19 protein-coding genes are annotated in these 18,457 nt (G+C 63.5%); 10 read left to right on the top strand and 9 right to left on the bottom strand.

From position 1 onward, the window contains the following. The first annotated feature begins 198 nt into the window (after positions 1 to 198). The 4 genes from QFZ88_RS24485 (at position 199) to QFZ88_RS24470 (ending at position 3,467) form a co-directional block, all read left to right on the top strand. Positions 199 to 1,053: a MetQ/NlpA family lipoprotein gene (locus QFZ88_RS24485; protein WP_137900465.1), complete on the top strand. Its 855-nt coding sequence runs from the start codon at positions 199 to 201 to the stop codon at positions 1,051 to 1,053. A gap of 119 nt (positions 1,054 to 1,172) precedes the next feature. Beyond that, positions 1,173 to 2,279: a methionine ABC transporter ATP-binding protein gene (locus QFZ88_RS24480; RefSeq protein WP_373426397.1), complete on the top strand. Its 1,107-nt coding sequence runs from the start codon at positions 1,173 to 1,175 to the stop codon at positions 2,277 to 2,279. After that, positions 2,272 to 2,928: a methionine ABC transporter permease gene (locus QFZ88_RS24475; RefSeq protein ID WP_024926553.1), complete on the top strand. Its 657-nt coding sequence runs from the start codon at positions 2,272 to 2,274 to the stop codon at positions 2,926 to 2,928. The genes QFZ88_RS24480 and QFZ88_RS24475 overlap by 8 nt, the downstream gene beginning before the upstream one ends. Before the next feature lie 281 nt (positions 2,929 to 3,209). Next, positions 3,210 to 3,467: a YjhX family toxin gene (locus QFZ88_RS24470; protein ID WP_024926554.1), complete on the top strand. Its 258-nt coding sequence runs from the start codon at positions 3,210 to 3,212 to the stop codon at positions 3,465 to 3,467. A gap of 86 nt (positions 3,468 to 3,553) precedes the next feature. Here QFZ88_RS24470 and QFZ88_RS24465 read toward each other — a convergent pair whose 3' ends face one another. Next, entirely contained in the window at positions 3,554 to 3,985 is a 432-nt protein-coding gene (locus QFZ88_RS24465) for a CBS domain-containing protein (RefSeq protein ID WP_024926555.1), read from the bottom strand. Between the two features lie 104 nt (positions 3,986 to 4,089). Continuing rightward, positions 4,090 to 4,812 carry a rhomboid family intramembrane serine protease gene (locus QFZ88_RS24460; RefSeq protein ID WP_139116496.1) on the bottom strand — a complete coding sequence of 241 codons (723 nt, stop codon included), beginning with the start codon at positions 4,810 to 4,812 and terminating at the stop codon, positions 4,090 to 4,092. Between the two features lie 395 nt (positions 4,813 to 5,207). Between QFZ88_RS24460 and QFZ88_RS24455 the strand changes: the two genes are divergently transcribed. Then, the gene (locus tag QFZ88_RS24455; RefSeq protein ID WP_024926557.1) at positions 5,208 to 5,849 is read left to right on the top strand and encodes a PAS domain-containing protein; all 642 of its coding nucleotides are present in this window, start codon (positions 5,208 to 5,210) and stop codon (positions 5,847 to 5,849) included. A gap of 110 nt (positions 5,850 to 5,959) precedes the next feature. Next, positions 5,960 to 6,577 (top strand): PilZ domain-containing protein, encoded by a 618-nt coding sequence (locus QFZ88_RS24450; RefSeq protein ID WP_024926558.1) that lies wholly within the window; start codon positions 5,960 to 5,962, stop codon positions 6,575 to 6,577. Positions 6,578 to 6,671: 94 nt separating this feature from the next. Here the strand turns inward: QFZ88_RS24450 and QFZ88_RS24445 are convergent, their stop codons facing one another. Beyond that, entirely contained in the window at positions 6,672 to 11,060 is a 4,389-nt protein-coding gene (locus QFZ88_RS24445) for a PAS domain-containing protein (RefSeq protein WP_024926559.1), read from the bottom strand. A 434-nt stretch (positions 11,061 to 11,494) separates the two neighbouring features. Between QFZ88_RS24445 and QFZ88_RS24440 the strand changes: the two genes are divergently transcribed. After that, the gene (locus QFZ88_RS24440) at positions 11,495 to 12,097 is read left to right on the top strand and encodes a transglutaminase-like cysteine peptidase (protein WP_024926560.1); all 603 of its coding nucleotides are present in this window, start codon (positions 11,495 to 11,497) and stop codon (positions 12,095 to 12,097) included. A gap of 159 nt (positions 12,098 to 12,256) precedes the next feature. Here the strand turns inward: QFZ88_RS24440 and QFZ88_RS24435 are convergent, their stop codons facing one another. Next, complete coding sequence (locus tag QFZ88_RS24435) at positions 12,257 to 12,784, bottom strand: gamma carbonic anhydrase family protein (protein WP_024926561.1); 528 nt, start codon at positions 12,782 to 12,784, stop codon at positions 12,257 to 12,259. 181 nt (positions 12,785 to 12,965) lie between these two features. Here QFZ88_RS24435 and QFZ88_RS24430 point away from each other — a divergent pair, with 181 nt between their 5' ends. Then, positions 12,966 to 13,706 (top strand): hypothetical protein, encoded by a 741-nt coding sequence (locus QFZ88_RS24430; RefSeq protein ID WP_024926562.1) that lies wholly within the window; start codon positions 12,966 to 12,968, stop codon positions 13,704 to 13,706. Between the two features lie 85 nt (positions 13,707 to 13,791). Here the strand turns inward: QFZ88_RS24430 and QFZ88_RS24425 are convergent, their stop codons facing one another. Further along, positions 13,792 to 13,995, bottom strand: coding sequence for a DUF3126 family protein (locus tag QFZ88_RS24425; RefSeq protein WP_024926563.1), 204 nt, complete (start codon positions 13,993 to 13,995; stop codon positions 13,792 to 13,794). 246 nt (positions 13,996 to 14,241) lie between these two features. Then, complete coding sequence (gene cysE / locus QFZ88_RS24420) at positions 14,242 to 15,090, bottom strand: serine O-acetyltransferase (RefSeq protein WP_024926564.1); 849 nt, start codon at positions 15,088 to 15,090, stop codon at positions 14,242 to 14,244. Between the two features lie 125 nt (positions 15,091 to 15,215). Here cysE and QFZ88_RS24415 point away from each other — a divergent pair, with 125 nt between their 5' ends. Together QFZ88_RS24415 and QFZ88_RS24410 are read left to right on the top strand one after the other, a co-directional pair. Then, a complete protein-coding gene (locus QFZ88_RS24415; protein ID WP_024927652.1) occupies positions 15,216 to 15,995 on the top strand; it encodes an enoyl-CoA hydratase-related protein in 780 nt (259 codons plus the stop codon). Further along, complete coding sequence (locus tag QFZ88_RS24410; protein ID WP_024926566.1) at positions 15,992 to 16,600, top strand: hypothetical protein; 609 nt, start codon at positions 15,992 to 15,994, stop codon at positions 16,598 to 16,600. The genes QFZ88_RS24415 and QFZ88_RS24410 overlap by 4 nt, the downstream gene beginning before the upstream one ends. On the opposite strand, the gene QFZ88_RS24405 is transcribed toward QFZ88_RS24410, so the two are convergent. Genes QFZ88_RS24405 through QFZ88_RS24395 form a run of 3 tightly spaced genes read right to left on the bottom strand, consistent with a single transcriptional unit; the run spans position 16,597 to position 18,430 of the window. Continuing rightward, positions 16,597 to 17,097, bottom strand: a complete 501-nt coding sequence (locus QFZ88_RS24405; protein WP_024926567.1) for a GNAT family N-acetyltransferase — start codon at positions 17,095 to 17,097, stop codon at positions 16,597 to 16,599. The genes QFZ88_RS24410 and QFZ88_RS24405 overlap by 4 nt on opposite strands. A gap of 16 nt (positions 17,098 to 17,113) precedes the next feature. After that, positions 17,114 to 17,881: an alpha/beta fold hydrolase gene (locus QFZ88_RS24400; protein ID WP_024926568.1), complete on the bottom strand. Its 768-nt coding sequence runs from the start codon at positions 17,879 to 17,881 to the stop codon at positions 17,114 to 17,116. A gap of 18 nt (positions 17,882 to 17,899) precedes the next feature. Beyond that, positions 17,900 to 18,430 carry a DUF192 domain-containing protein gene (locus QFZ88_RS24395; protein ID WP_024926569.1) on the bottom strand — a complete coding sequence of 177 codons (531 nt, stop codon included), beginning with the start codon at positions 18,428 to 18,430 and terminating at the stop codon, positions 17,900 to 17,902. Between the last annotated feature and the right edge of the window lie 27 nt (positions 18,431 to 18,457).

The following is an 18,457-nucleotide window of genomic DNA, read 5'->3' as shown; positions in this document are numbered from 1 at the left end:
CGTCATCTCGCAACTGCGAAGGCGAGGTTCGTTCTGCTCCGATCGCCGGAATCTTTGAGACGATATTCCGCACATACCATGCGCCGGGCAAAGCGGTCCTTTGAACGGAAAGCCGGCTTTGTGAACGATAAAGACAGGCTTCGCATTCCGCGCCGCCACCCTTTTCGCCTCCCAAGGCTTTTTCGATTGAGGACCGCCATGACCATCACTTTGAAAAACCAATCCGGCCCGCTGTCTGCCAGGATCACCCGCCGCGCCGGCCTTGCGGCGCTGCTTGCCTCGGCTGTCGCCCTCGTCACTTTCGCGGCACCTTCATCCGCCTATGCGGAAGACAAGAAGGCGGTGAAGGTCGGCATCATTTCCGGCGAGGACGAGGATGTCTGGCGCGTCGTCACCGCCGAGGCGGCGAAGTCCGGCCTCATCATCCAGACCGTTGTCTTCAACGACTACACCCAGCCGAACGAGGCGCTGGAGCGCGGCGAGATCGACGCCAACGCCTTCCAGCACCAGCCTTATCTCGACAACCAGATCAAGACGCAGGGCTATCACATTGTGCGGGTGGGCTATACCGGCGTCTGGCCGATCGGCCTATATTCGAAGAAACACGCCAAGGTGGCCGATCTGGCCAAGGGCGCGGTGATCGGCGTGCCGAACGATCCTTCCAATGAAGGCCGGGCCCTGCGCGTGCTTGAAGGCGCCAAGCTGATCAAGCTGAAGGATGGCACCGGCATTCTGGCCACCACAGCCGACATCGCCGAAAACCCCGGCGGCATCACCATCAAGGAACTCGACGCCGGCATCGTCGGCCGCTCGGTGGAGGATCTCGACGCCGCTGTCGTCAACACCGACTGGGCACTGAAAAGCGGGCTGACGCCGGAAAACCGCATCGCCCAGGAGCCGATCGCCGACAACCCCTACCGCAACTTCATCGCGGTCAAGCAGGGCAATGAAACCGCGCCATGGGTGAAGACGCTGGTCGCCGCCTACCAGAACCCGACCGTGAAGGCCGAGTTCGACCGCGTCTACAAGGGCACCGGCATCAGCGCCTACTAAGCGCGATGCACCCCTATCTGGAACGGCATGCAGCCCGCGGCCCCTGGGGTGGCGGGCTGTCCGACATGGAGCCGCTCGATGCGGCGCCGCGGGAAGTCGTGGAGCTGAAAGGATATCCCGTGAACCAGCACGTCCTGGCGGAAATACCCGATCCGGCTGAGCTGTCGGACGACGACGTCCGGCCGGCCCAGCCCGCCCCTGCAGCCGGCGAAGAGGTCGTGCGCCTGGTCGACCTCAAGCGCCGCTTCGGCGAGACGCCGGCGCTGGAAGGCGTTTCGCTGACCGTGCGCAAGGGCGAAATCCTCGGCATCATCGGCCGCAGCGGCGCCGGCAAGTCGACGCTGATCCGCTGCCTCAACGGGCTGGAGCGGCCGGATTCCGGCGAGGTCCATGTCGAGGGCCGCGAGATCAGCCGCCTCTCCGAGGGCGAACTGCAGCCGCTCAGGCGGCGCATCGGCATGATCTTCCAGCATTTCAACCTCCTGTCGGCCAAGACAGTGGAAGACAATGTCGCCCTGCCGCTGAAGATCGAGGGCCGGCCGAAAGCGGAGCGCCGGGCGCGCGCTGCAGAACTGCTCGAGCTCGTCGGCCTTTCCGCCAAGGCCAAAGCCTATCCTTCGTCACTGTCGGGCGGCCAGAAACAGCGCGTCGGCATTGCCCGAGCGCTCGCTGCCGGGCCGGCGCTGCTGTTGTCGGACGAGGCCACCTCGGCGCTTGACCCCGAGACGACGCGCTCCATCCTGGCCCTGCTCAAGGACATCAACCAGCGCTTCGGCCTGACCATCCTGCTGATCACCCACGAGATGGAAGTGATCCGCTCCATCGCCGACCGCGTCGCGGTGATCGACGCCGGTCGCATTGTCGAGGAAGGGCCGGTCTGGTCGGTCTTTTCCGATCCGCAATCCGAGATCACCCAGAGCCTGCTTGGCGGCATCCGCCCGCAGCTTCCCGCCGCGATCGCCGAAAGGCTTTCGCCCGTTCCCGGCAGGGAGGCGATCCTGCGCGTCGACGTAGCCGGCGATGCCGCGCGGCGTCCGCTGCTGGCCGAGCTAGGTGCGGCCGTTCCCGGCCGCTTCCGCCTCATCCATGGCGGCATCGACCATGTCCAGGGCGAGCCCATCGGCAGCCTGTTCCTCGGCATTGCCGCCAAAGACGGCCAGGTCGCCAAATCACTCGATTTCCTGACCGCCCGGGGCGCCCGGGCAAAGGTGCTCGGTTATGTCTGAAATCATGTTTCAGCTTCTGCTGCGCTCGCTTTGGGAGACGATTGTGATGACGGCCGCCTCCGGCCTCATCTCGCTCGTCGCCGGCCTGCCGCTCGGATTGGCGCTGATCGCCACCGAGCGCGGCGGCATCGCCGAGAACCTTGCCCTGAACCGCGTTCTCGGTGCCATCATCAACGGCTTCCGTTCGGTACCGTTCATCATCCTGCTGGTCGCGCTGATCCCGGTGACGCGGCTGATCGTCGGCACCTCGATCGGCACATGGGCGGCGATCGTGCCGCTGTCGATCGCGGCGACGCCCTATTATGCCCGCATCGCTGAAGTGTCGCTGCGTGAGGTCGACCGCGGTCTGATCGAGGCGGCGCGCGCCATGGGCGGCAACCGCTGGACCATCATCCGCGAAGTGCTGGTGCCAGAGGCCCTGCCCGGTATCGTCGCCGGCTTCACGGTGACGCTGGTGACGCTGGTCGGCGCATCCGCCATGGCAGGCGCCATCGGTGCCGGCGGGCTCGGCGACCTTGCCATCCGCTATGGCTACCAGCGCTTCGAGACCAGCGTCATGATCGCGGTGGTAGCGGTGCTGATCGTGCTGGTCTGCGGCATTCAGTGGCTGGGCGACCGGCTGGTGGCGCGGCTCGATCATCGGGGCTGATTTCGTCCGCGTTTGATAGGCTCGCTCCGGCCAGCTTGGTTTTTTGCCGGACTTCGCCTATATGCCCTCCATCCCATGGAGTGTGGATGTTTACTTCGTCTGAGTCCCGCTAAGGCCCCGACCTTCCTCTGAAGGCGGGGCGTGAAAACCTGAAACCCCGTGCCGCGTTCGCGTGGCTGCGGTTTTTGTTGTTGGCCGTCCAGAGTTTGCGCATCGCGCTTGCCGAAACCGGTTCCGGTTTCGGGCCGACGCGCCGGCCAGGTTTTCCGGGAATTTTCCAAATGAACGTATCGCGCTTGGAACAGCGCATCCTGCACCTGCTCGCGCGGGGCGGACGCATCGACGTCGAAAAAGACGACAACGGCAAGATCGAGCTCGCACATTGCATCACCCGCGAAGGGTGGCGCTATCCGGACTTCGATCTCACCCTGTTCAAGAAACTGAAAAGCAAACGTGCCGTCGCATCCAGCAATGGCGGGCCTTATCGCATCACGCGTGAGGGTCTGAGGCTGGTTCGCGCGCAGCTCGACAATCGTTGATATCCAACGAAAACGCCTCCCCACGCGGCCTGTCGCCGGCGTGGGGAGGCGCCAGTCGCCAAGTCCCTCTTGGGGAGGGACAGAAATCAGGCCGTCGCGATATAGGCCTTGATCTGCTCGGCCTCGCGTTCCACCGTCTCGATGCGCCGCTTGACCACGTCGCCGATCGAGATGATGCCGTCGAGCAAGCCGTCCTTTTCCACCGGCAGATGGCGGAAGCGGCCATTGGTCATGATTTCCATGACCTCGTTGACGGTGTGGTTGGCGTTGCAGATCTTGACCTTCGGCGTCATCACGGCGCGCACCGGAAGTTCCAGCGCCGCCGCGCCTTCCTTGGCCACGACCCGCACCACATCGCGCTCGGAGAGAATGCCAACGATCTTGCGATCGCCATTGGTGATCACCAGAGCGCCGATGCGGCGGTCGGCCAAAAGTTGGATCGCTTCGGCCAGTTTCGCGTTGGGGCCGAGCGTGACGACCGCATGGCCCTTTGCCTCAAGAATTGCCTTAACAGTCATGGCGTCCTCCTCTGCATGATCCGCCTGCCCCTCACAGTCGGGCGGACAACGACGTCAAGCAGAGACATGGTGCGCCGTGATCGGTCGCTTTTCAAGTATTCCGATCAAGCCTGCCGGGCTTGCCGGCGATCGAACAAGCGCAGGCAGAGGAAGCCAGCGAGAAACCCGCCAATATGCGCTTCCCAGGCGATCTGGCTGTCGTTGCCCGGCACGAAACCGACGACGCCGGTGACGATGTTGATGACCATCCAGACGGCGAGGAAGCTCAGCGTGGCGCGCGAGCGCAGCACGGCGCTGAACGGCAATGGCGCACCGCCAAATGCGCCCTTGCCGGTGGAGCGATCGATGCTGAAGGCGAAACGCGCGGCCGCTCCCATCATGCCCGAGATCGAGCCCGAGGCGCCGACCAGCGGCGCCTGCATGGTCGGATGGATGGCGAAGAAGAAGAATGCCGCGGCAAGGCCGGTGAACGCGAAGAACAGGATAAAGCGCATCGCGCCGATGCGGTTGGCGAGCGGCGACCCGAACGCCACCAGCCAGACCATGTTGACGATCAGATGCGCCCAGCCGCCATGCAGGAACGTATAGGTGAACGGGCTCGAAAAAGCATAAAAATCAAGATCGTATTGCCCGGAATAACGAACCGGAATGAAGGCGGTGCGGATGAGAAGCTCGATATCCTGCTGCTGGGTCAGCAGATAGAGGCGCACCAGATGCACGCCGAAGCAGACGGCGACGATCGCGATGATGACAGCCGGCAGGTTGAAGACGGGCTCGTGCGGCAAGGCCTCATCCTGCGTTGGCTCGGCCTGTCCTGCCTCGTTCATCGCGTTCATCCCGTTTCGGTCCGCGAGCATGTAAGGCAAGGCGCGTTATTTCACAAATGGAGATCGGCGCCGAATCGAGGCCTGCGAATCAAAGAAAACCGCCCGAAGTTTCCCTCGGGCGGTTGGTCGAGCCCCCTTGCTCCCCTGAAAGTCTTTGCCTGCTGCGCCGCCGCCTGGAACGAGGCGGCAGCGAAAACTGGAGTGATTTCAATCTTGCACGGCCAAGTTTGAGCGGCAATCTAAACCTTTCGTTAACCTTAACGTCCCCGACCGGTTAACAAACGCCCGGCAAGCTGGCACGCATCCTGCTCCGCGTCCCATGTAGGTCATCGGAAGACGCACTCCTGTTCCCCGATGGCACATCCGGTGAAAGGGCAGCGCGGAGCATATCGAAAATGAACCTGAACGGATCGATCGCACTGTTCCAATATTGGAATCGGCTGCGCGCCGGCCGCCCGGCCCCCCGGCGGACCGAAGTCGAGCCAGCCGACATCAAGGCTTTGCTCGCCGATACCTTCATCCTGGAGAAGGACACGCGCGGCGAGGCTGTGTTTCGGCTGGCGGGCACGAGGCTGTGCGCGACGCATGGGCGCGAGTTGAAAGGCTTCTCCTTTCCTTCGCTGTGGCGCGAAAAGGACCAGCGGCTGGTGTCGCGCCTCATTCACGGCGTCTTCGACCAGCGATCGGTGGTTCTGATCACCTATGAAGGGATCAGCCGCAGCGGCCGGCCCTGCAAGTTCGAGCTTCTGGCGCTGCCGCTCGACGGCGGCGTCGAACACCCGCGCTGCCTGGGCATCGTCTCGGTGGCGGAAAGGCCATTCTGGCTCGGCTCCGACCCGATCGTCGACGCGCTGATCGAGTCGATCCGCATCGTCGACCCCGACAAGGAGATGGCCGCCCTGGCCAGCCGCACCGCGATCACGCCACCCTCGCTGGCGCCGATCGACCTCGACCGGCGCGACGGTCTCGGCCCTCTCGGGCGCGGACGCAAGGTACGCCATCTCGTCGTGCTGGAGGGCGGGCGTGAAGAAGAGTAAACGCAGCTAAGCTGACGTTAACATTTTCTGATTTTTTAACTTCTCATGCTGTAGCGTTCCCCCGAAATTCCTCGCAACGGCGTAGGAATGCCAACGAGGTACGGGTGGTGATGAGGTCAGCGGCGATCGAGCACGCGCCGGCGGCAGCTGAAAGACGCAACTTTCAGCGTGTCCGCGTGAAGATTTATGGCCGCTTCATGCTGGAAGACCGCAGCGAGCATCCTTGCCAGGTGATCGACATGTCACCCGGCAACGTCGCCCTGCGTGCGGACCGCACTGGTGAACCCGGTGAAAAGATCATCGCCTATCTCGACCATATCGGCCGCATCGAAGGCGTGATGACGCGTCGCCTGCAGGACGGTTTCGCCATGACCGTGGTTGCCTCGGAGCGCAAGCGCGACAAGCTGGCCGCGCAATTGACGTGGCTGGCCAACAAGCATGAGCTGGACCTGCCGGAAGACCGCCGCCACGAGCGCGTGGCGCCGCGCAACCCGATGAGCGTGCTGCATCTTTCCGACGGCCGCCAGTATCAGTGCCGCATCATCGACCTGTCGCTTTCGGGCGCGGCGATCGAGATCGACGTCAAGCCGGCGATCGGCGTGCAAGTGGTGCTGGGCACTATGCGCGGCCAGGTGGTGCGCCATTTCGAGGAAGGCATCGCCATCGAGTTCGCCGTCGTGCAGCGTCCCGAGACACTCGATTCCGAGTTCAACCGGCCGCGGGCTTAGCCTCCTCTCCTGTTCGCCGCCGAAATCTCGCCTGTTTCGGCACAGGCTTGCCTGGCGGATCGCGTCGACCGCCAGCCTTGGTTATCTTCGACGCTCAGAAGATCGTTTCCAGCGGCTGCGGCAGCGCGATGGCAAAGCCCTGCGCCTGGTCGATGCCCATCTCGCGCACCAGTTCCAGCGTCTTTTCGTCCTCGACCTGCTCCGCCACGGTGACCGCGCCCAGCCGATGGCCGACGGCATTGATCGATTCCACGATCGCCCTGTCGAGATCGTTCTCGGTCATCTGGCGGATGAAGCCGCCGTCGATCTTCAGGCCGTTGACCGGAAACTGCCGCAGATAGGTGAAGGAACTGAGGCCCGTGCCAAAATCGTCCAGCATCACGCCGCAGCCCGCCGTGCGCGCCTTGGACAGGAATTGCTTGGCAGCAGTCAGGTTGTTGATGACCGCGGTCTCGGTGATCTCGAAATGCAGCCGGCGCGGCGACAACCCGGAGCGATCGAGCTCCTCCTGCAGGAACGGCCACAGGAAGGGGTCGTTGAGCGAATTGGCCGACAGGTTGATGGCGAAGGACAGGTTGGTCGCCTCGGCAAGACGCGGACCGTAGTCCTGGAAGGTGGTGCGGATCACCCAGCGGTCAATATTGCCCATCAGGTCGTAATGTTCCGACGCCGGGATAAAGGCGGCCGGTTCGACGATGCTGCCGTCATCGCCCAGCATTCTGAGCAAAATCTCGTAGTGGCGGCCGCCGTTCATCTTCCCGTTCAGGTGCCGCACTTCCTGCGCGAACAAACGGAAGCGGTTTGCCTCGATGGCGTTGCGGATACCGGCGGCGACCTGCGCCTGGCGGTGGTTGCGGTGCGCCTCGCTGCCAGCGCCGCCATAGACGGCGATCTGGTTGCGGCCAGCGGTCTTGGCCGTGTAGCAGGCGATGTCGGCCTGGCTCATCAACTCATCGATGCGCAAACCCTGGCTGTCTATTGCCGTCAGGCCGACCGATGCGCCGACCTGGTAGGTCCGCTCATCCCAAGCGAATTTGAGCGCCGCCAGCTGACGCAGAAGCTGCTGGACGATCTTCTGGCCGTGTTCGACGGCGCAATCATAAAGCAGCAGGCCGAACTCGTCGCCGCCGAGTCTGGCGGCGATGTCGTCGGTGCGGCAGATACGGCGCAACACATTGGCCACTTCGCGCAGCAGCGCATCGCCAGCAGCGTGGCCGGCGGTGTCGTTCACCAGCTTGAAGCGGTCGAGGTCCATGAAGCACAACACATGTTCGCGGCGCTGCATGCGCGCCTCTTCATTGGCAACGCGCAATTCGCGTTCGAATGCGGCGCGGTTCGGCAGACCGGTCAGGCTGTCGTGGTTGGCGGAGTGCTCCAGCGCCTGCTGCAGGGTGCGTGCCTTGGTCACGTCCTGGAACACCAGCACCGCACCGATGACCTCGCCGGTCGCCGTGCGCACGGGGGCGGCGGAATCGCGAACGCTGCGGCGCTCGCCATTGCGGGCGATCAGGATCGCGCCGTCGCTCAGATAGAAGGGCTGCATCCGGTCGAGGCAGGTCTCGACCGGGTCCGGGATAGCGTCGCCGGTCTGCTCGTCGACGATCCTGAACACATCGCGCAGCGGCTTGCCGGCGGCTTCGCTGGCCAGCCAGCCGGTCATTTCCTCGGCGATCGGGTTCATGAAGGTGATGCGCGCCTGCGCGTCCGTCGAGATCACCGAGTCGCCGATGGAATGCAACGTGATGCGCAGCCGCTCCTTCTCCTCGAACAGCGCCTCCGTCAGCTCGACATGATCGGTGATGTCCCAGTTCATGCCGACGGCGCGCAGCGGCGCGCCATTGTCGTCTCGTGTCAGCTTGGCAAGCGAGCGGATGTGGCGCATGGCACCCGAGCGCTGCTGCCTGATGCGCAGATCCATTGAGAAAACCGACGTTTCCTGGACGCCGACTTCGTAGCGACGAAGCACTTCGGGCACATCGTCGGGATGGATGAAGGTCATCCAATGGTCGAGCGTGCCGTCGAATCCGTCGCGCGACAGTTCGTACAGCTCGTACATGCGCTCGTCCCAGGTAAACTGCCCGGTGGCGAAGTCGAGATCGAAAATACCTGCCTCCGAGGCCTCGACGGCCAATTGCAAACGCTGGTTCAGCGCAAGGATCGCCGCCTCAACGCGCTTGCGCTCGGTAACGTCGGTATGCGTACCGATGCAGCGCAGCGGCTTGCCGTCGTCGCTACGCTCGATCACCTTGCCGCGATCGTAGATCCAGCGCCAGGAACCATCTTTGGCGCGCATCCGATGCTCCAGCGCGAAATCCGGCGTCTCGCCGCGGAAATGCTTTTCGATGATCGCGAGGCAACCGGGCAGGTCTTCCGGATGCACGCGGTCCGACCATTCGTTGACCGTTGAACCGATTTCATCGCCCTCGTAACCCAGCATCGCTTTCCAGCGTTGCGAATAGAAGACCTGATCAGTTTCCCGGTTCCAGTCCCAGATGCCGTCGCCGGCGCCGTCGACAGCGAACTGCCAGCGCATTTCGCTTCTGCGCAAGGCTGCCGCGGCGGCCTTCATTTCGGTCACGTCGCGCGCGATGCCGATTATGCCGACGATCTCGCCCTTCTCGTTGCGTCGCGGCGCCTTGGTCGTCGAGAAGACACGCCGGACACCCTCGTTGATCGGCGTCTCTTCGAATGTGCTGGCGACGCCGCTTTCCATCACCTGCCGGTCGTTGGCGGTAATCTGTTGCGCGACTTCGGCGGTGTAGAGGTCCTGCGCCGTCTTGCCGATGAGGTCGGAGCCCGACCGACCGACCAGCTTTTCGTACGATTTGTTCGCGACGAGGTAGCGGCCATCGAGATCCTTGGCGAAGATCAGGTCGGGTGTGCCCCGCATCACGGTTTCCAACAGGGTCAACGTGTCGTGGAGCTGCTTCGTGCGCTGGACCTGCTCGGTGACATCCCAGCAGACGCCGACAAAGCGGTGGACGGTGCCGTCGGGTTTGCGGATGGCCTTGGTCGCGGCGCGAATGTGATGAACCTCGCCCGAGCGCGGATGAACGACCCGGTATTCGATCCACTGGAACATGTCCCCGGATGCCGCGAACGTGCTCAAGCTCTGTCGAAGCCGCTGCAGATCGTCCGGGTGGATGAGGCGATGATAGGCTTCCCGCGAGCCATCGAACTCGCCGGCCGCCACGCCATGGAGCGCCAATGTGCGCTCGTCCCAGGTGCGCAGACCCGTGGTGTGGTCGACATCATAGGTGCCCACCTCGCCGGCCTCCAGGGCAAGCTGCAGCCGCTCCGTCACGCTTGCAAGTTGCGCCAGCGTATCGCGCAGTTCCGCGTTGCGCTCGACATCCTGGGTGACGTCCCAACACGCGCCGATCGCGCGTTCGACAGTGCCATCCGAGCGACGGATCAGCCGCACCGAAACGCGGATGTGCCTGTAGGCCTTCTTTCGCGGCAGGAATATACGGTAGTCGAGCTGGTAGCCGGACTTGCCCGCCTTGAAGGCCGCTTCGCGGGTGCGTTTGGTCTTGGCGGCGTCCTCGGGACTGAGCAGTGCGTTGAACGCTTCGACCGAACCGTCGAATGTCTGCGGCGTTACCCCGTGCAATTCATGGGTGCGCGCATCCCAGTGACGGTTGCCGCTCGGATAATCGACATGGAAGATGCCGATGCCGCCAACCTCAAGCGCCACCTCCAGCAATTCGGAGGCCGTCGCAAGCTGGGCCTCCATCTCCTTCTGGTGCGTGATGTCGGTGACGGTGCCGACGAAGCGCAGCGCCTTGCCTTCGGCCGAACGCCGCACCACCTTGCCGCGCGCATGAATCCAGACCGCCTGCCCGTTCTCGTGCCGGAGCCGATAAACTTCCTCGAATGTGGATGACCGGCCGGTAACGATGTTCTTGACCGCGTCATGCACGCGATCGCGATCGTCGGGATATATTCTTTGCGCCCATTCGGCTTCGTCGATCTCGACGTCGCCGGGCTCGAGACCGATCATCGTCCTGATCTGGGGCGATATCCATATCCGTCCGGTGAGGACGTCGGTGTCCCAAACCGCCTGCTCGGAGCCCAGCAGCGCATTGTTCCAGCGCCATTCGTTTTCGGCGAGCTGCAGTTCGGCCTGCTTCTGGGCTTCGATGTCGACGATCTGCAAAACGAAACGGAACGGCGTGCCGGCGGCCGCCTCGCCCAAGGCCGAGATGCTGGTGAGGCCGTGGAAAGCGGTGCCGTCCTTGCGAACATAGCGCCGTTCGATACCTTCGCCCGCCTCCACAGACGAGCCCAGCTTGCCGCGATCATCAGGATGGGTGATGGCCGCAAGCGTTTGGTCGATACTTTCTTGCGTTTCGAAACCGAAAAGCGCGCCAAAAGCGCTGTTGGCATAGAGGCAATGTCCAGCCTCGTCGAGTAGCGCCATGCCGACCGCGGCCCGGTCCAAAACACTGCGCAGGAGGCCATCGCCTTGCAGAACAGCCATTATCTCACCGGAACCAGACCGTTGTTAGGCTTTGTCCTTCATTTGCCAATATTCGACCTTAGTCGAACCGACCGCAAGTGGTAAAAACTTGGCGACGGCAAATCAAAACTTGCAATGTTGCTGATGAAGTCGCCCCAGCCTGGCAGGCTGACGTGCCACGTTTGGCGGATTTCAACATCGCGGCTCTGACCCGCGACGGTGAGCAGACGGCGTCCATTATCGCGGATTGCGCGCCAAACGCCCCTTCAACGGAAGCACGGTTTCCGCGAGCTTCACATGGTTAACAATTTCCAACAAAAATCGTAACTATTTTATACTTATTCAATTCAATGTTGAATTCAATTCATTCTATGTTTTACTCAATATCTACTCCCCGATTTTGCGTCAAATAAATTCGACCCTGTCATTATCCTCGCAAACGGGGAGACTGCAAAATGACGGGACTGACGGGCAAACTGCTTCTGGCGGCGGCGCTTCTGTTCGGCGCTCTGGGCACTGCCGAGGCCGGTGCCAAGTTCATGCCGACCAGCGATCGTACCACGCAGCCGGTTGGCCACTACGACCTTTGCCAGCGCCTGCCACAGGAATGCAACGAGCGCACGCCAAAGGGCGCGCCGATTGAGCTCAGCCGTCCGCTGTGGGCCGAGATCATCCAGGTCAACAATTCGGTCAACACCCGCATCAAGCCGCGCACCGATCTCGAGAACTACGGTGTCGAGGAATATTGGTCCTACCCGGACAACGGCTACGGCGACTGCGAGGACTATGCGATGGAGAAGCGCCGCGAGCTGATGGCGATGGGCGTGCCGGCCGGCGACCTCTTGATCACCGTTGCCCGCCAGCCGAATGGCGACGGCCATGCCGTGCTTACCGTGCGTACCTCGATGGGCGACTTCGTGCTCGACAATCTGCAGCCCAAGGTCAAGCTGTGGAGCGAGACCCCCTACACCTATCTCAAGCGCCAGTCCGAAGTGAATTCGGGCGTTTGGGTGACGATCACCGACGGCCGCGCCGACGCGGTCGCCAGCGTCCGCTGAGGCACAGGGAGGCCACAACAAGGCCTCCCATCGCTTCGTGGAGCAGCGAATACCCGGTCGAGTCCCTACCCTCCCCGTCCCCGAAGACCGGGTAAAGGAGCCGGCCCAGTCCCCGGGCCGGCTCCGCCTTTTTTGAGGCTGGCACGGGAACGTGCCCGCTCAAAGCTGTTTCAGGCCATCCTTGAAGCGCTTGCCGTTGGCGACATAGTGTGCGGCCGAGCCGCGCAGCCCGGCGACTGCGCCGTCATCCAGGCTGCGCACCACGCGGGCGGGCGAACCGACGATCAGCGAATTGTCTGGAAACTCTTTGCCTTCGGTCACCAGGGCGCCGGCGCCGACCAGGCAGTTCTTGCCGATCCTGGCGCCGTTGAGAACGATGGCACCCATGCCGATCAGGCTGTTGTCGCCGATCGTGCAGCCATGCAGCATGGCCCGGTGGCCGATGGTGCAACCGGCGCCGATGGTCAGCGGAAAACCGATATCGGTGTGCATGACGGTGTGTTCCTGCACATTGGTGTCGTCGCCGATCGTGATCGGCTCGTTGTCTCCCCGGATGACCACGCCGAACCAGATGCCGGCGTTGCGACCGAGGCGGACATCGCCGATCACCGTGGCATCCGGCGCGACCCAATTGCTGTCGGCATCGACGAAGCGCGGCGCCTTTCCGTCCAGTGCATAGAGCGGCATTGTTCTTCCTGAGCTTTCCATTCGGATCGGGCGGACAGTAGAGGAACGCCGGCTTCGATGACAAGCATCGGCGCCGCCCTTTACGGTCCATTTACCATAATTCCGCACAGTCCAACCGGATACTCAGCCTGCCGGAATCGCGCGTCGCGACCATCCGAAACCCGCAATCGTCGAGCCCCGCATGAGCAAGCCCGTCGCCGACAGTCATGAATTCACGGTTGTCGATTCGACGCTGATGATGAAGGTTCTCTACGGCTTCGCCATTGTCGCGCTGTTGTCGGCCACCATCAGCGTCGCTGGAAAATGGTACGGCCGCTCCATCGCCATGGGTGGCTATTCCGATGCGACGACGGTGCACGAAATCGTCATCGGCAACAATGTGCTGGCCATGCCCGACAATGTCATCCGCTTCGACAAGGCACGGCGCAACGGCGTGGCCGAGCGGCTCGATCTTTATGTGCGTTATCCCAGGATGGACGGCTACAGCGCCGCCGCCCGCGACGAATTCAACAATGCCAGCGGCAACAGGACCATCCTGTTCCTCACCTTCGAGGAACAGTCGATGTCGCGCGACATGAGCGGCCGCTTCGGGCCGATCTACAGTTCGCTGATCGCCAAGCCAGGAACGCCGGGCCCGGGCGGCATCACGCTTTACGGCTTCAACGAAAAATCGGGCTATCTGAATGAAATGCTGGCGGTGGCCGAGCGGCCGGGCAAGGACCCGTTCGTCGCGCGCTGCCTTGTCGGGCCGAGCGCCGAACAGTCGCTGGCGCCTTGCGAGCGGGACGTGCTCGTCGGCGAGAGGCTCAGCCTCACCTACCGTTTTCCGAAGGAGTTCCTGGCCGACTGGCAGGCGCTGGACGCCGCCGTTCTGGCCTTTGCGGCGCATGGCCTGAAAACGGGCGTCGCGCCGAAGAAGTAGGTGGCGGCGCACAGCTTCAAAAACATTTAGAGCGCCGCGCGTCCCTTTGGACGTGCGGCGCTCCAAAGATAGTGCGATGCCCTGATCAGGCGAGATCGATGTCGAGGATCGCCATCGAGAAATTGTAGTCGCCTTCTTCCTCATCCTTGTAGACGAGGCCGAGGAACTCGTCGCCGAGATAGAGTTCAGCCGAATCTTCCTTGCGCGGACGCGCCTTCACTTCCAGCCTTGGGTTCTGGAAGACACGCTTGAAATAGGCGTCGAGTTTTCTGATTTCGTCGGGTTTCAACGGCTTTCTCCGCTAGGAAATGGCTGCCTGGCACCATCCGGCGCACACGGCGTCCAGCGCTTCTGACATGGCAAGGATGGCGATGTAAAGGCAATCGGGTCGACGCTGTCTTCCTTCTCCCTGTTTACGGGGAGAAGGTGGCCCGAAGGGCCGGATGAGGGGCTGCGCAAGTCTTCGGCGATTGTTCCCGCCCCTCACCTGCCTGCCGGCATCCTCTCCCCGTAAACGGGGAGAGGAGAAAACACTTCAGATGTCGAACGAAACGACATGCTCCATCGACTGCGACGGCAGCAGCTGGTCCATCTGGCGCGAAGGCTGGTCGCAGCCGGTCTCGCCGACGACACGGGCCGGAACGCCGGCGACCGTCTTGTTGTGGGGCACCGCCGACAGCACGACCGAACCGGCCGCCACCTTCGAGCAATGGCCGATCTCGATATTGCCGAGGATCTTGGCACCGGCGCCGATGAGCACGCCGTGGCGGATCTTGGGGTGACGGTCACCGCCGGCCTTGCCGGTGCCGCCCAGCGTCACGGCGTGCAGGATCGAGACGTCGTCCTCGATCACCGCCGTCTCGCCAACGACGAAGCCGGTGGCGTGGTCGAGGAAGATGCCCTTGCCGATGCGGGCGGCCGGGTTGATATCGGTCTGGAACACCGAGGAGGAGCGGCTCTGCAGATAGAGCGCGAAATCCTTGCGGCCATGGTTCCATAGCCAGTGCGCCAGCCGGTGCGTCTGGATGGCGTGGAAGCCCTTGAAATAAAGCACAGGCATGATGAAGCGGTCGCAGGCCGGATCGCGGTCGAAATAGGCCTGGATGTCGACCCGCACGACGCTCGACCACGAGGGATCGTCGGTCAGCATCGCCTTGAAGGTCTGGCGGATCAGGTCAGCGCCGACATCCTGATGGGCAAGCCGTTCGGCCAGCCGATGGATCACCGCATCCTCCAGGCTGTCCTGGTTGAGGATGGTGGAATAGAGGAATGCGGCCAGCAGCGGGTCGCGGTTCACAGCCTCCATGGCCTCGTCGCGGATCGCCCGCCAGATCGGATCGACAGGCTGCAAGGCGCTCGGACGGGCGATGCTGATGCTGTTCATGGATAGTCTCCAAGGGCAGGCTTGTCTTATCCGGCCGCTGCTATAAGCCATATCATAGCACGGGTGAACTCAATTTTCCTTAGTGCATCTTCAATTGGATTTGGCACGCGGATTTTCAACCGGCGATGGAAAACGAACCCTTGATCGTGAAGGTCGCCGACAACGTGGCCTCTGTGCGCATCAACCGCCCGCGGAAGAAGAACGCCATCACCTTCGCCATGTGGCAAGCGCTGGCCGCCACCTTCGAGGCGCTGTCGGCCGATGCATCGGTGCGGGCCATTATCCTGAGCAGCGAAGGCGCTGATTTTTCCGCCGGTGCCGACATCGCCGAATTCGACACGCTGCGCGGCGGCGACAATGCCCGTCACTACGAGGCGGCCAATTCGGCCGCCTTCGCGGCGGTGCGCAATGCCCGCCCGCCGGTGATCGCGGCGCTCAAGGGCGTGTGTTTCGGCGGCGGCTTCGGCCTTGCCGCGGCCGCCGATCTCAGGGTAGCAGCGCCCGATGCGCTCTTCGCCGTGCCGGCGGCGAAGCTCGGTCTCGCCTATCCGCAGGATGCCATGCGCGACATTGTCGGCGCGGCCGGCCAGCAGATGGCCCGCTATCTTGCCTTCACCGGCGAGCGCATCGATGCGCGCGCAGCACTTGAGGCCGGCTTGCTGCTCGAAATCGTCGCCGCCGACGAGCTTGAACCACGCGCGATGGCCATTGCCACGACGATCGCCGCCAACGCGCCGCTTTCCGTGCAGGCCTCGAAACTGGCGATCAACGCCGAGTTGAGCGGCGACCTTGCGGACGCAGAACGCGCCCGCGCGGCCGGAGACCTTACCTTCGCCAGCACCGACTATGCCGAAGGTCGCGCCGCCTTCAAGGCACGGCGCCGGCCGGAGTTCACCGGACAATGAAACCGCCGCTTCTCACGCATGAGATGAAGGCCGAGCTCTCGGCCCTCTACCGCACCGCCGACCGCCACTATCACGGCATCGCCCATATCGAGGCGCTGCTGCGGCTGCTTGACGAACACCGGGCTGCATTCTCCGATCCCGAGGCGGTCGAAGCGGCGATCTGGTTCCATGACGCGATCTATGACAGCCGCGCCAAGGACAACGAGGCGCAAAGTGCCGTGCTCGCCGCCGAGAAACTGGACGGGCGAACCAACGCGCAGCGCATCGGCCGCATCGTCGCAATGATCGAGGCGACAGCTACCCATACGGTTCCGGCTCTCGACCCCGCGCCCGCCCGGCGCGACGCGGCGCTGCTGCTCGACATGGACCTGTCGATCCTGGGAGCTGCGCCGCCCGTGTTCGATGCCTATGAGGCGGCGGTGCGGCGCGAATATGCCTGGGTGGATGAGCCGCTTTGGGTGGCGGGCCGCGGCGCGGTGCTGAAGACCTTCGTCGAGCGCGACCATATCTTCCACACCGAGATTTTCCGCGATCGCCTCGAGCGCCAGGCGCGGGAAAATCTGAAGCGCTCGATCGAGGCGTTGAGGCTTGGCCCTCGCCCCTAATCGGGGAAATTTTCCATCCGCCGTTCGCGGACGGTAAAACCCGCTCGCTGGTAGACCGACAGCGCCTTCGGATGATCGTTGGTGTCGGTGTGCAGCCACACGCGCTGCGGCCGCGTCGCCCATACGGCGCGCAACGAACTGTCTAGCAGATAGGGTCCGAGCCGCCTGCCCTGGAAGGCCGCGACCAGGCCGAAGTGAACCAGCTCCACGACCGGTTCGCCGACGCCGTTGAATTCGCAGAAGCCGGCGGCGGTGCCATCGACGCGCAGGACATTGAGCCATGTCGACGGATGGGCAAGCAGGGCCGAGAGTTCGGCGGCCGGCATGCGCAGCCGCTGGTCCCAATCCAGAGGTTCGCCGACGGCGCGATAAAGATCGAGATAGGCAGCCAGCGAGAGGTTTTCGCGGCCGATCGTGGCCGTGGCAACAGGACTGGCCAGCGCTGGCCCCGATGGCGGCGCCGTCATGTCGAGATAGGTGACGAGGAGTTCGACCATCGCGCTGCTGAAGAGCTCAGAGCGGATGTTCGGAATAGAATTCCAGCACGCGCTTCTTGAAGGTGCGGTCGCCGACCGAAAGCATGTGGTCGCGGCCTTCGATGTGGAAAGCCGTGGCGTTGGGCATGAGTGCGGCCAGTTCGTCCGGCGAGCCGGCGATGTCGTCGGTGGTGCCGACGGCGATCAGCGTCGGCTGGGCGATGCGCGCCACCTGGTCCTCCGACAATTCGTCACGCGAGCCGATGATGCAGGCGGCAAGGGCCTCACGGTCGCTTTTGGTCTGGTCGGCGAAGGCGCGGAACATGCGGCCGCGCGCATGGGTGATAGCTGCTGCTTCGTCTGCGAGCAGCGCCTCGGCGATCGGGTCCCAGTCGCCGACACCGTCGACCAGCCCGATGCCCAGCCCGCCAAGTACCAGCGTCGCCACCTTGCCAGGTTCCGACAGCGCCAGGAAGGCTGACACCCGCGCGCCCATCGAATAGCCCATCACATGGGCGCGCTCGATGCCGAGATGGTCGAGCAGCGCCGCCGCGTCCGACGCCATCTTGTCGGGCGTGTAATCGGCGCCGTCATAAGTCTTGGTCGACGCGCCATGGCCGCGATGATCGAAGGCGATGGCGCGGTAGCCGGCATCGTTGAGCGTCTTGAACCAGCCCGGCGCCACCCAGTTCACATAATGGCTGGAGGCGAAACCGTGGATCATCAGCACCGGGTCGCCGCTGCCCGAGGCGGGCTGGCGGTCGAGGAAAGCAAGGTCGAAGCCTTCATGGCTGAAGGATTGCATGGCGTGGTCCCGCTCTCTTCACTTGGTGCCGGAAACGGCCTGGACGGCCGGGTGCTTGATCAGGTCGCCCTCGGCGATGCCTTGGCGAGCCGCGGTACCGGCTTTCAGCTCGAGCACGAAACGCACGGGGGCGTCAGGGGCGATGACGGCCTCCGACTGCGGCTCGCCCTTGCGGATGGCGCTGATGCGGCCATCCTCGCCGATGAAGATCAGGTCGAGCGGCATCGGCGTGTTCTTCATCCAGAAACCGACGCCCTCGGTCTGATCGAACACGAACAACATGCCGCGGTCGTCCGGCATGGTCTGCCGGAACATCAGTCCCGCCTCGCGTTCGTCCTCGGTGTCGGCGATCTCGATCTGGAAGGCGCGGTCGCCCTTGGCGGTGACCGCGACCAAAGGCGCTGCATCGACCGGCAGCATCATCGCCTGGTTCTCGGCGGTGGCCGGCGAGAGCACGAACAGGCTGAGGCAGATGGCGACCAGCGCCGCCAACATGGCAACGGCGGCAAGCGAAGGTCTGGCTTCCTTCACGGCATTCAATCGAACCATCGCGGCCTCACATCAGCTTCGCCCATC

Origin of the sequence: Mesorhizobium sp. YL-MeA3-2017 (genome assembly GCF_030814575.1) — a bacterium.
Taxonomy (GTDB): Bacteria; Pseudomonadota; Alphaproteobacteria; order Rhizobiales; family Rhizobiaceae; genus Mesorhizobium; species Mesorhizobium terrae.
Note: the sequence above shows the minus strand (reverse complement) of the source record. Positions and strands in the feature narration are given on the sequence as shown.